At 45.1% G+C, this 13,627-nt stretch carries 11 protein-coding genes; 10 read left to right on the top strand and 1 reads right to left on the bottom strand.

The features are described 5' to 3' along the window. Positions 1-31: 31 nt before the first annotated feature. The 8 genes from ACO1R6_RS05840 (at position 32) to ACO1R6_RS05805 (ending at position 10,166) form a co-directional block, all read left to right on the top strand. Positions 32-1,678 (top strand): DUF4957 domain-containing protein, encoded by a 1,647-nt coding sequence (locus tag ACO1R6_RS05840; RefSeq protein ID WP_486262999.1) that lies wholly within the window; start codon positions 32-34, stop codon positions 1,676-1,678. Positions 1,679-1,810: 132 nt separating this feature from the next. Beyond that, entirely contained in the window at positions 1,811-3,238 is a 1,428-nt protein-coding gene (locus tag ACO1R6_RS05835; RefSeq protein ID WP_486262997.1) for a pectate lyase family protein, read from the top strand. A gap of 8 nt (positions 3,239-3,246) precedes the next feature. Next, a complete protein-coding gene (locus ACO1R6_RS05830; protein ID WP_486262995.1) occupies positions 3,247-4,008 on the top strand; it encodes a rhamnogalacturonan acetylesterase in 762 nt (253 codons plus the stop codon). A 6-nt stretch (positions 4,009-4,014) separates the two neighbouring features. Next, positions 4,015-4,989, top strand: coding sequence for a pectinesterase family protein (locus ACO1R6_RS05825; RefSeq protein ID WP_486262993.1), 975 nt, complete (start codon positions 4,015-4,017; stop codon positions 4,987-4,989). An 88-nt stretch (positions 4,990-5,077) separates the two neighbouring features. Further along, positions 5,078-5,482: a VOC family protein gene (locus ACO1R6_RS05820; RefSeq protein ID WP_486262991.1), complete on the top strand. Its 405-nt coding sequence runs from the start codon at positions 5,078-5,080 to the stop codon at positions 5,480-5,482. Between the two features lie 154 nt (positions 5,483-5,636). Continuing rightward, positions 5,637-6,635 (top strand): pectinesterase family protein, encoded by a 999-nt coding sequence (locus ACO1R6_RS05815; protein WP_486262989.1) that lies wholly within the window; start codon positions 5,637-5,639, stop codon positions 6,633-6,635. A gap of 36 nt (positions 6,636-6,671) precedes the next feature. Next, the gene (locus ACO1R6_RS05810; protein ID WP_486262987.1) at positions 6,672-8,372 is read left to right on the top strand and encodes a glycoside hydrolase family 43 protein; all 1,701 of its coding nucleotides are present in this window, start codon (positions 6,672-6,674) and stop codon (positions 8,370-8,372) included. Between the two features lie 27 nt (positions 8,373-8,399). Then, positions 8,400-10,166, top strand: coding sequence for a glycoside hydrolase family 28 protein (locus ACO1R6_RS05805; RefSeq protein ID WP_486262985.1), 1,767 nt, complete (start codon positions 8,400-8,402; stop codon positions 10,164-10,166). Between the two features lie 114 nt (positions 10,167-10,280). On the opposite strand, the gene ACO1R6_RS05800 is transcribed toward ACO1R6_RS05805, so the two are convergent. Beyond that, positions 10,281-10,661, bottom strand: coding sequence for a DUF2116 family Zn-ribbon domain-containing protein (locus tag ACO1R6_RS05800; protein WP_486262983.1), 381 nt, complete (start codon positions 10,659-10,661; stop codon positions 10,281-10,283). Between the two features lie 107 nt (positions 10,662-10,768). On the opposite strand from ACO1R6_RS05800, the gene ACO1R6_RS05795 reads away from it, so the two are divergent. Both ACO1R6_RS05795 and ACO1R6_RS05790 read left to right on the top strand, forming a co-directional pair. Next, entirely contained in the window at positions 10,769-12,220 is a 1,452-nt protein-coding gene (locus ACO1R6_RS05795) for a tyrosine-type recombinase/integrase (RefSeq protein ID WP_486262981.1), read from the top strand. Between the two features lie 698 nt (positions 12,221-12,918). Next, complete coding sequence (locus ACO1R6_RS05790; RefSeq protein WP_486262979.1) at positions 12,919-13,362, top strand: DUF2314 domain-containing protein; 444 nt, start codon at positions 12,919-12,921, stop codon at positions 13,360-13,362. Positions 13,363-13,627: the final 265 nt, after the last annotated feature.

The following is a 13,627-nucleotide window of genomic DNA, read 5'->3' as shown; positions in this document are numbered from 1 at the left end:
CCTTAGACTTTAAAATATTAGCGAATACATCATGAAAAAATATAAAATTCTAAATTTGCTGGCACCGGTAGTTGTTTTAACTTTATTGGGTTTAAACGCCTGTAAAGAAGATACTACCGACAAATTTGTACCGGCCAGAATGTTTATGCCAACGGGAGCCATCCAGGCATCCGGGGCCGAAACAACCGTTAAGCTTACCTGGAAAGAAGCCTTATACGTAAATCCAGCCGAAGTTTCTTACACCGTAGAAGTTACCACAGATACACTTTTTCAAAGTCCGGTAGTGTATACAGTAGTTACCGATACGGCGGGTGTAATTATCACTGATGAGAATATAGCGGTAAAGCAAAAATATTTTGCCCGGGTTAAAACCAATCCGGCAAATAATATTCCTGAATCTAAATGGGTGGTAAGTTCCGGTTTTATGATTCGGGGAGAGCAGATTTTTCAGCCCATCTTAAGCGCTGATTTAAAAGATAAAAGCGTTTTGCTTCGTTGGCGTCCTACTGCCGGCTTAACTAAAATTGTGTTAACCCGGTCTGGCAGTGCTCCGGTGGAAGTACCGGTTAATGCAACCGATATTGCTGCTAATCAAAAGCTACTTACCAATTTACTTCCAAATACAAATTACTCCGCCGAAATTTTCCAGAACACCAAAAGCAAAGGAGTTGTTACTTTCACCACCAAAGAGCCAAGTATCTTTACCCTCACGGTAGCTACTGCCGATGAATTAACGGCGGCCATTAACACTGCTACTAATAATGATGTAATTGGCTTGGAGTCCGGTACTTACGACCTTTCTGGTGCGGCTACGGTTATCAGTGAAAAGCTTATAACATTGCAATCGGTATCGGGCAATCCCAATAATACAAAGGTGTTCTTCAAAGAATTTACCTTAAAAGGAACCGGTGCCGGGATAAAAATATCCGGAATTGAGTTTGATGGCGGGCCCGGTAATGCTTCCTACTTTATTAATTTGTCGGGATTAAATGCTGAAGCCGATGCGACGACTTTTAAATCAATCTTGGTGGAAAATGCCGTTATTCATAATACTGCCAATTGTTTGATTAGAGGTAATCGGGGTGGTAACAATGCGCATAAAATTGATTTTATCCGATTTAATAATTGTTTGGCGTACGATAACGGGGCCTCTACATATAATTATATTCTTCTGGATAAAATGGAGTTTAATACTCTGGAACTAACCAATTCTACGTTTTACAATACGGCGCGGGCATTTATTTCGTGGGGTACAAATATTACCATGGCCCAGAAACCAACAGTGTTAATTAACCAAGTTACCATTAATAATTTTGGTTTTGAAAACCGCAATAATGTGTTGTTCGATGCCAATGCTAACCCGGTTAATTTTACAATGCAGAATAGTATCCTGGCCAATGTTCCGAAGCCTGGTGCAACGGTTGGTGCATCTTTGTTACGGGCCGCTGCTACGGGTTCTGAAATGAAATTTGAGAACAACAATTATTTTAACCTAACCACGGGTGCTACACCAGTTGTGGCGCTCACGTTCCCAAACTATGTTCAGTTAGCTAATAATAAAACAATAGATTTAGGATGGACAGCGGCCACTACTAACTTTACCTTGCCGGCTAATTCTGAACTCAGAACAGCTGGTAAAACGGGTGGGGCAATTGGGGATCAGCGGTGGACTCGTTAATGGCCAGTATCAGAAAAATTGCGGCCCGAAATGGCCGCAATTTTTATTTGCCGCACCTAACTTATTTCGGGTGCTATTAAAGATTATTGATTAGTAACTACCCGGCTTTTTAGCGGGTACTGAAAGCATAAAATGTTACAAAACGCAATTAAGTATAAATTAGGTTTTAGCTGGTTATTAATAAGTGCGCTTACTTCGGGCAGTTGTGCCCAGCCAACCGGCCAAAGTATTGCCCTTAACCCGGAGCCGGTAAGCAAACCAGTACCGGAAAATAATACTACGCCAGCCCCCGGGCAAACTTTGGCGTTTCCAGGAGCCGAAGGCTTTGGCAAATACACCACCGGTGGCCGGGGCGGCAAAGTAATTCTGGTAACCAACCTAAACGACAGCGGGCCGGGCAGCTTGCGCGAAGCCATCCGGAAAAAAGGTGCCCGCATAATTTTATTTACTATTTCCGGCAACATTGCCCTGGAGTCGCCTTTAGATATAAACAATGGCGATTTAACCCTGGCGGGACAGTCGGCACCCGGCGACGGTATTTGCCTTAAAAACTACCCCGTTAGCATTAAAGCCGATAACGTCATTATCCGGTACTTACGTTTCCGGATGGGCGACGAAAAAGGGCAGCAAGCCGATGCTTTCAGCGGCAACAAAGGCCAGCAGAATATTATTATCGACCATTGCTCTATGAGCTGGGCCACCGATGAGTGCGCCTCGTTTTACCGGAACAAAAATTTTACGCTACAGTGGTGTATTATTTCGGAAAGCCTGAACCACTCGGTACACGAAAAAGGCGACCACGGTTATGGTGGCATTTGGGGCGGCGAAGGAGCTACGTTTAGTTACAATCTGATTGCCAATCACAACAGCCGTACGCCCCGTTTCAGTGGGTCCAGTACTACGCCTAACTCGCCCAATGAACTGGTAGATTTCCGGAATAATGTGGTTTATAATTGGGGCGAAAACAATATTTACGGCGGAGAAAGAGGCCGGTACAATATTGTTAATAATTATTTAAAGCCGGGTCCGGCTACGGTTGCAAGTAAAAGAAACCGGGTAATTAATCCTTCCCAACCCTACGGTAAGTTCTTTGTGAACGGCAATGTGGTGGAGGGCAACTCTAAAATTTCGGAAAATAACTGGGCGGGTGGAGTACAATGCGAACATCCCGATTCGGTTAAGGTAAATCAGGCTTTTGCCGTGCTGTCGTTACCGGAGCAATCGGCTTTACAAGCTTATGAAGCAGTTCTGGCCGGGGCCGGAGCCAGTTACCAACGCGATGCGGTAGATGCCCGGATAGTAGCGGCTGTAAAAAATAACAATGCCCAGGCCGGTAAAAATAAAAATGGCCTTATCGATTCGCAAAAAGACGTGGGAGGCTGGCCCGAACTTAAAACAACTGACGCACCTCCCGATGCTGACCAGGATGGCTTACCCGATAGCTGGGAAAAACAAAATAACCTAAATCCGCAGGACCCGAATGATGCCTCAGGCTTTAAACTAGATAAATATTATACCAATATCGAAGTGTATTTAAATAGCTTAACCAGCTCTAAATAGCATTTTAAATGAGAAATTTATTTTTGGTTTTAGGTGGGGTTCTAAGCATCAGCTTTTTGCTGGCATTTACTTGGCCTCAGCAAAAAAAGATAAAAGTATATTTAATCGGCGATTCTACCATGGCCCGGAAAGAAACCGCGGCCTACCCCGAAACGGGCTGGGGAATGCCGTTTGTCTATTTTTTCGATGCATCAGTTGAAATAGATAACCGGGCCAAGAACGGCCGCAGCACCAAAACCTTTATCGCCGAAGGCCTGTGGCAACCAGTAGCCGAGAATCTGCAGGCGGGCGATTATGTGTTTATTCAGTTTGGGCACAACGACGAGGTGAAAACCAAAAAAAGCTACGCCACCGAAGCAGAATTTATAGCGAATCTTAAAAAATTTGTCTCCGAAACCCGGCAGAAAAAAGTCATTCCGGTTCTGTTAACCCCGGTGGCCCGGCGCAGTTTCGATGCGGCCGGCAACCTTGTAAGTACCCACGAAGCGTATTCACAACTGGTACGGGAGGTAGCCAAAGATCAGAAAGTAGCCTTTATTGATTTAGACCTGAAAAGCCAGGCCTTGCTCAAGCAAATGGGGCCGGAAAACTCGAAATTATTATTTCTGCAACTTACTCCCGGCGAACACCCCAACTACCCGGCCGGTAAAGACGATAATACCCATTTTAACGAATTAGGTGCCCGTAAAATGGCCCAACTGGTTTACGCCGAAATAAAGAACCTGAACTTGGATTTGGCCACCCGGTTTATTAAAAAGGATAAAGAATAAAGTAACATGAAAAATATTTTGATATTTAGTTTGGCCTGGCTCTTGTTTAACCCGGTTTTTGCCCAAACCAAATACGATTTTATTGTAGCCCAGGATGGCAGCGGCACGTTTAAGACCGTGCAGGAAGCCATTAATGCCGTGCCCGATTTCCGCAAAAACAAGACTACTATATTTATTAAAAACGGTACGTACAAAGAAAAACTGGTACTGCCAGCTTCAAAACAATCAGTAATTTTTATGGGGGAAGATGTTAAAAAAACAATTCTGACCTACGACGATTTTGCCCAGAAAAAGAACCGCTTTGGCGAAGAAATTGGCACCACCGGTTCCTCCAGCTTTTTTATTTTTGCCAGCGATTTCACGGCCGAAAATATTACATTCCAGAACAGTGCCGGACCGGTGGGGCAGGCGGTAGCCGTACGGATAGAAGGCGACCGGGTTTATTTTAAAAACTGCCGGTTTTTAGGCAACCAGGATACCCTTTATACTTACGGCGAAAAAAGCCGGCAATATTATCAGAATTGCTACATAGAAGGTACCGTCGATTTTATTTTTGGCTGGTCTACGGCTTACTTCGATAACTGCGAAATTTATACAAAGCAAAGCGGGTATATTACGGCGGCTTCTACAATGCCAGGTGCGGCGTACGGTTATGTTTTCCGGAACTGCACCATAACCGGCAGTGCTCCCGAAAACTCTTTTTATCTGGGCAGGCCGTGGCGGCCTTACGCCAAAACCTTATTTCTGAACTGTAAATTAGGTAACCAGATAAAACCCGAAGGTTGGCACAACTGGGGCAAACCCGAAGCCGAAAAATCAGCTTTTTACGCCGAGTACAAAAGTAGCGGTCCGGGGGCTAACGCCAAAGCACGGGTAAAATGGGCCAAACAGCTCACCGATGAAGAAGCAAAAGCTTTTACTCCGGAAAAAGTTCTCGGCGATTGGCAACCGGGAGTAGCGTATACCACTCCGGCGCGGTAATTATTTCAACGGCTGATTACATACTAACCAAGTCTAAAAAGCAGTTCTCCTGAGTTTTTCGGGAGGAAATATTTAGCTAACTAAAATTATGAAAATAGAGCATTTTGCCTTAAACGTATCGGCACCTTTGGCTATGGCCGATTGGTACCATCAAAATTTAGGTTTGCAAATAATTAGGCAAAGTACAGAGGCGCCTTATACCACTTTTATGGCCGACGACAGCGGCCGGGTTATGGTTGAAATTTATACCAACCCGGCGAACGAAGTACCGGCTTACCGGCAAATGAATCCTTTACAGGTGCACCTGGCGTTTGTTTCGGCCAACCCTGCCGCCGATAAAGAGAAGCTGCTGGCGGCTGGCGCCACCCTAGAAAATGACCAGCAACTGCCAGATGGCTCACATTTAATAATGCTACGCGACCCCTGGGGGTTGGCACTTCAGCTTTGTAAAAGAGGTCAGCCCATGTTAGCCGCAACCGAAGTGGTCAAGTAAAATATTCGGGCCAAAAGCCTGGGTGAGATTCGTGAGGTAAGTTAAACAGCGGTAAACGGCAGCGAAAATATTGCCTGATGCCAGGGTGGTATGTAAGAATGAGGCTGGATTGAATCTGTTTTTAATATTGGGGAACTAGCCCAAAGCTATTTTCATGCATAAATTTATTTTAACTTTTTTATTATTTCTGAGTGGGTGGCCGGTCCTGGGGCAGGCTACAACTTACCCAACTTCCTTTACGGTGGCGCAGGATGGCAGCGGCAATTTTAAGACCATTCAGGAAGCTGTAAATGCGGTACGCGATTTATCGCAGGAGCAAGTTACCATACATATTAAACAAGGCATTTACCCCGAAAAGCTTATTATACCTTCCTGGAAAAAGAAAATTACGCTACGGGGCGAGAGCCCGGAAAATACCATCATTACCCACAACGATCACACTGGCAAACCTTACCCGGGCGGCAAAGACGTCTCTGGCCACGACAAATACATGACCTTTACGTCTTATACCGTGCTGGTGCAGGGCGATGATTTTATTGCCGAAAATTTAACCATTCAAAACACGGCGGGCCGGGTAGGGCAGGCGGTAGCCTTGCACGTAGAAGGCGACCGGATCATTATCCGGAATTGCCGGCTGTTGGGCAACCAGGATACTTTATATACCGCTACTACCGGGAGCCGCCAATATTACCAAAATTGTTACATCGAAGGTACTACTGATTTTATTTTCGGGGAAGCCACTGCGGTTTTTCAGAACTGCACCGTGCACAGTTTAGCCAATTCTTACATAACGGCAGCGGCTACCAGCCCGGCGCAAAAGTTTGGCTACGTTTTCTTAGACTGCAAACTTACAGCGGCGCCCGAAGCCCAGAAAGTTTACCTGGGCCGGCCTTGGCGTCCTGCTGCCAAAACTGTTTTTATCCGGACCGAAATGGGCAGCCACATTGTACCGGCTGGTTGGGATAACTGGCGTAACCCGGCGAACGAAAATACTGCTTTCTACGCCGAATACGGCAGTACCGGCGCGGGCGGCAACCCAACAGGCCGGGTAAAATGGGCACAAAGCTTAACCGCCAGGGAAATTAAAAAATATACCATAGGCAATATTTTCCGGCGCGAAAATGAATGGAATCCTACCCAAACGGAACGCTAAATTCGTTTAAATAGAAGCCGACATCTTTTAATTTACATGATAAAAATATATTTAATACCTGCTTTACTAACCTGTTTAAACTTTAGCATTTACGCCCAGAAAAAAAGCTTAAAACAATCGGTTGGGCCGCAAACAGAACCTTATGTCTCTAAAGTGTGGGTCGCCGACCAGGGCAATGGTACTTATAAAAACCCAGTGTTAAACGCCGATTACTCGGATCCGGATGCGATACGCGTAGGCGATGATTTTTACATGATTTCGTCATCGTTTGAAGATGTACCGGGCTTGCCCATTCTGCATTCGAAAGATTTGGTAAACTGGGCTCTCATTGGCCATGCCTTAAAACGGCAGCCGCCGTTCGAGCATTTTGCCGTACCCCGCCACGGCGAAGGTGTTTGGGCGCCCGCCATCCGGTACCACCAACAAGAATATTATATTTATTACCCCGATCCTGATTTTGGTATTTATTTAACTAAAGCCAAACACCCCACCGGCCCGTGGTCCGACCCAATTTTAGTAGCCGAAGGCAAAGGTTTGATTGACCCGTGTCCCTTGTGGGACGAAGATGGCCAGGCTTATTTGGTGTATGCCTACGCCGGTAGTCGGGCCGGTATAAAAAGTATAATTGCCGTAAAAAAAATGAATGCGACCGGCACCCAAACCCTGGACGAAGGTAAAATTGTGTACGACGGGCACGAACTGGACCCCACCATTGAAGGACCAAAATTTTACAAACGCAACGGTTATTACTACATTTTTGCCCCGGCGGGCGGGGTAGCTACTGGTTGGCAATTAATTTTGCGCAGTAAACAGGTATACGGCCCTTACGAGCGCCAGGTAGCCATGGACCAGGGCCATACGCCGGTAAATGGTCCGCACCAGGGAGCCTGGGTAACCACCACCACCGGCGAAGATTGGTTTTTGCATTTTCAGGACAAAGAACAATACGGCCGGGTAGTGCATCTGCAGCCTATGCAATGGGTAAACGACTGGCCAGTTATTGGAGAAGATAAAAATGGCGATGGTAAAGGCGAACCGGTGCTGGTTTACCGCAAACCAAATGTTAAAAAAACGTATCCCCGCCAAACACCCCCCGAAACCGACGAGTTTAACGGCACAACGCTGGGTTTGCAGTGGCAGTGGCAAGCCAACCCCAAAGCTACCTGGGCCTTTGTAAATCCGGCCAGTGGGGCTTTGCGTCTGTATTCTGATAAACTGCCGGCCAATAGCAAAAACTTGTGGGAAGCGCCCAATGTGTTGTTGCAGAAATTTCCGGCCGATGAATTTATGGCCACCACTAAACTTACTTTTAAACCCAATCCTAAACTCGAAAATGAAAAAGCCGGCCTGGTAATTATGGGTTTTAGTTATGCTAACCTGGCGCTCAAAAATAAAAAAGAAGGCCTGTACCTGGTGTATACCCTCGGGAAAGACGCGGTAAAAGGGTTGCCCGAGATGGAAAAAGAAATATTGAAAGTAAATAACCCAACAATTTATTTACGGGTGCAGGTAACCAACGGTGCAAAATGCCGCTTTGCTTACAGCCTCGATGGCCAAACCTTTACCGCCGTAGGCGAGGAATTTCCGGCCGAAGTGGCCCGCTGGAAAGGGGCTAAAATGGGGCTTTTCTGTACCCGCGAATCCCAGACCAACGATTCTGGCTTTGCCGATTTTGACTGGTTCCGGGTAGAACCTGTAGAAAGTAATAGCAATGCCAGTTTACCGGCTTCAAAATAAAGAATGTACCTTTTAGTTTTATAGATAATGAATCAGCGTAAAGATAATTTAAAGTTATACCGGGTAGGCGTATTAACCGCCCTTTCCGGACTATTATTTTCGGCGTGTCAGCCGCAGCCCACCAGTTCGGCTACTGCAGCGGCCAGCCCCGTTACTACCGCCACCGCTACGGCTGCTCAGACCCAAACCACCACCGATTTATATACCGGCCTGGAGTTTAGTATGCCACGGGTTAAAGAGCCCCAAATCCCGAATAATACCATCCGGATTACTGATTTTGGGGCAGTAGGCGATGGCCTGACCAAAAATACGGCAGCTTTTGAAAAAGCCATTGCGGCTGCGGCGGTTAAAGGTGGCGGTACGGTAGTTATTCCGCGTGGTTTGTGGCTTACCGGCCCCATTGTGCTGCGCAGCAATATCAACCTGCACGCCGAGGCCGGCTCAATGGTTATATTCAGCAAAGATTTAAACGATTACCCGCTGGTACAAACCAGTTTTGAGGGCCTGAACACGTACCGTTGCCAATCTCCTATTTCGGGTAAAAACCTGGAGAACGTAGCCATTACCGGTAGCGGCACGTTTGATGGTTCCGGCGAGGCCTGGCGGCCGGTAAAGAAAAGCAAGCTTACGGCGGCGCAATGGAAAACCCTGGTAAGTTCCGGTGGGGTATTAAGCGACGATGGCAATACCTGGTATCCGTCGGAAATTTCGAAAAATGGCGACACCAAAGATAATTTTAACGTGCCTAATTTTACCCGGAAAGAACAGTTTGAAGCCGTAAAAGATTTTATGCGCCCGGTAATGGTAAGCCTGATTAGCTGCAAAAAAGTACTTCTGGATGGGCCTACTTTCCAGAATTCGCCGGCCTGGAATTTGCACCCGCTCATGTGCGAAGACGTAACGCTCCGGAATTTGAATGTGCGGAACCCCTGGTTTTCGCAAAACGGCGATGGCCTGGATTTAGAGTCTTGTAAAAATGCGGTGGTGCACGATAATATTTTTGACGTAGGCGACGATGCCATTTGTTTTAAATCGGGTAAAGACAAAGATGGCCGGGAGCGTGGCATACCTACCGAAAACGTAATTGTAAAAAATAATGTGGTGTACCACGGCCACGGCGGTTTTGTGGTAGGCAGCGAAATGTCGGGCGGCGTTAAAAATGTGCACGTATCTAATTGTACGTTTATGGGTACCGATATTGGCTTGCGTTTTAAAAGCACCCGGGGGCGGGGTGGCCTCGTCGAAAATATCTGGATTTCGAACATCGACATGATCAATATCCCGACCGAAGCCATTAGTTTTAATTTATTTTACGGTGGCAACTCGCCGGTACTCGAGGCCGACCAAAAAGCCAGCACCGAAGCCCGCAACGAAAAACTGGTGCCCGTTACCGAAGAAACGCCTTCGTTCCGGAATATTTACATGAAAAATATTACCGTAGCCGGTGCCGACCAGGCCTTGGTGCTGCAGGGCTTACCCGAAATGAACCTGCAAAACGTGAGCCTCGAAAATGCCACTTTAAAAGCAAAAAAAGGCATTTCGGCCGTAGATGCTGACGGTATTAAACTTAAAAATGTAAAAATACTGGCCGAAAAAGGTTCGGCACTGACCATTTATAACAGCAAAAATTTCGACATCCAGGGTTTAACTTACGCCAATACCAAAGAGCCCGTGGTGAAGGTGATGGGGCCACTCACCCAAAATGTTAAGCTGGCAAAGGCAGATTTTAAAAATCCGAATGAGCAGGTTTCTAAAAGTAAAGATTTAAATGCTAAAGCGTTGGTTTTGCAGTAACCGGAATATTTCTATGCTACATTTTCTTCAATAAGATTAGGAGTAAGTAGTGATACTTAGAGCCGGTTAATTTTTTAACCGGCTCTTTTTTTACAAGAATAGCGGGTAGTTAGCTTATTTTGGCACCATATAGTTTTGCCAATTTACCAGTAATATTTTTTCTTCAGGCAATAGCAAATAGCCATAATCATAACAAAAATTATAAATATTGCCCTGCCGGGTCTGGTATTGGTGAGTAAAATAATTGAAGTCAAATCCTTGCAACACGAGGTACGCTTGCCGGGTAGTGGTTTTACCTAACGGACTCAACGTTTTCAGGATGCTTCGGTTTTTGCGCAGAATACGATTAATATCTAAAATTAACCGCTCGCCGGTATCCATTTTTTTCTTCTGATTATTCACCTGGGCCCGGCAATGGTCTGAACAAAATTTCTTATCGCTGCGGCCTACAATAGATTGTCCACAGACTTGGCAAACAGAAGTTCTACTTTCCATAATAACATATTAGCCGAATTTATAAGCGGATATTTACGGATATATACGCTTATATGAAAAGCTATGACTAGGGGCAGGTGTATCTTTAGGTTATACTGTTGTTACGTATGCAACCATCTGCTTTACCCATACTTTATCTAAATTTTTTGGAGCACCAGGGCAAATCGTTTATAAAGTGCTGGAACAAACCCCAACCGGCCATCAGCCAGAAATTAAAAACAGCTTCCTGGATTAAATACAGCAAAACGTATAAATGCTACGTAATGCACCATTCGCCGCAAGCGCTGGCCCAAACCTTAGCCCATTTTGCAGGCGTGGCGGCGGTAAATACCCGGTATTTACACCGCCCAAGCAGGCTCCCGGCTAGCAAAACTGTATTAACCACGGGCAATTCTGATGTAATAACTTCTTTACCGAAGCCTGCCGGAAAGCCACTTGTAAAGCTGGTGCCGCTCCAACACGAAGGCAAAACGTACCTGCGGCTACTATACCCACCCGAAAGCAACTTGTATAAGGCTTTAAAAGAACTCAGGCAAGTAAAATGGAGCCGTACTTATGGTTGCTTTCTGACTTGGGCGGAGGCTGGCAAACTTCATTTACTCGTAGCCGAGCTTATACCTTTGGCGCACCTGGCTTTATCCCAGCAAATACAGGTAAAAGATCTAAGCTTACTTAAAAAGCTGTGGGAGCAACTATTTGTAGCCGAGCCGCATTTTTTGCCCTGCCCTTTGGCTTACCTGGAAAAAATGCAGTTGCTGAACTATAGCCGCCGGACCATGCGTACCTATCATGCCCTGCTGCTCCGGTTTCTGAATACCTATGCCGCGCAGGGGTTAGATAGTATCAATAACTTTACTCCGGGCCAGGTAAATCAGTATCACATGGTCTTACAGGCCAAAGGACAGTCGTATACTTATATTAACCAGTCAATTAATGCAATTAAGTTCTATTATTGTAAACTGTTGGGCCGACTGGACATGGGTTTAGCCGAAGTAAACCGACCAGCGCAAGAAAAGAAGTTACCCAAAGTATTGAGCAAAGAGCAAGTTGCCGCTATTCTGAAAGCACCTGAAAATCTAAAGCACCGTTGTTTGCTGCAATTGCTTTACTCCGGGGGCCTACGTATTGGCGAAGTGATAAACCTAAAGCTCACAGATGTACAGTCGCAACGGCGTTTGTTACTGATAAGAGGGGGCAAGGGGTACAAAGACCGTACTACCTTATTATCGCCCCGGTTGCTGGATGCGCTACGGCTGTATTACAGGAAATATAAGCCGAAAGTATGGTTGTTTGAAGGCCAGGATGGTGGGGCTTATTCGGTAGAAAGTATTCGGAATGTGTTTCGGGCGGCTTTGCAAAAAGCTGGTATTAAGCAAGCTGCTACACCACACACCCTGCGCCATTCATTTGCCACGCATTTATTAGAGCAGGGAACCGATCTTAGGTATATTCAGGCACTATTGGGGCATAATTCCAGCAAAACCACCGAAATATATACCCATATTACCCAGCACGGCTTAGAGAAAATAATTAGCCCCTTAGACGGTTTAGATATTTAGCTTTTTTAATATATTGGAAAAAAAATTAATTTTTCAAAAGAAAATAGAACCAGAAATTCTGTAACCGTAATTGGTTAAACGAATATGAAAAATTTAATTAAGGGTAATAGTTTGATTATTAATACTTTATTTAATAGTTTCTATCTGCTGTTAAAGGCGATATAAACGTAATTATTACGTATACATAATAGTTAGGCTGCATTAAAAGAACTATCGTCGGACTTGAAGCAGAAAATTCAGCAAGAGTTGGAAAACCGACCAAAGAAGCCAAGAAAAGAATTAGATTAGCTTCACTATAATTGAAATCGCCGCCCAACTTCGACCAGGAAAGGTTGCAGAAGAGGAATTGGCCAGGCGTTTGAGCAGAAAGAATTTATCGGCAACGTGTGCAACCCGACTCCAGGAATGCGTTTTCGACCTGATTTCAGAAAAACAGGCCAAAAACGGACGGACAGAAACTTAGTGAACTTCGATTGGCTGTTTAGCGGCTCTTTTTCGCAAATCAGGCCAAAACTAGAAAAGGAATCAGCAGAAGAAAGAGAATAACGCAGCCTAACAATGTGTAAAAGGCAGCTGGTTTTATCCCGGCCGACGTTCCATCTCTGCCTGCAAGCGGTCTGCCGTCCGACATGAAACTGCGTTTCAGTCTCCCAGCCGACCTTTTACACGAGACCGTTGTGCGCTATAGAGTTCTACTAATGAAAAAATATTTTTTCTTAATAGTCTTTTCACTTTTCTTGTTGGCTTGTGAGAACAGGAGTGCAACAACAAATAACTGGGAACGGGACACTAATACAAGAACTATTCGTGTGACAGATTCGCCTTACCAGGACGCTGTTCAAAGGGCACAAACTGAAATCATAACATTTAAAAAGCTTTTTACACCAACAAATGATAGTCTCGACTTTTTTGTAAACGCAAGCTTTACGGATGAGAACGGAGTAGAACATATGTGGATTGATGTTTACTCGTTAAGGGGTGACATTGCTTACGGTACTATTGGAAATGATGCAATAAAAGTCAAAAATGTACGATTCGGAGATAGCGTATCAATTGATTTAAAGAAAATCGAGGATTTCACTGTTTACAGGGCCGATTCTGTGGTAGCAGGTGACTTTTTGAACCATTCATTAGGAAAATAATAGCGCACAACACAAGCTTTGTAAAATAGCGGCTGACAAACTACATTTAAGCTACAACACATAAATCAACGGTAGGAAGTAATTGAAGCAGCAATTTTTCAAATCCCGCTACTTTACAAAGCTTCGTTCCGTTAGCTGTTATTTATAAAATAATGAATTCAAAACCCTTCCTTACTCTAGTGCTGATTTTGCTATCTGTTGTATCATATGGGCAGGTGGAAAAATTAACCCGACTGGTTCATATATTATGGAGGGAAAAAAGATT

This window comes from Adhaeribacter sp. (assembly GCF_057359045.1).
The sequence above is the reverse complement of the archived record's forward strand: the minus strand, read 5'-3'. Positions and strand labels throughout refer to the sequence as shown.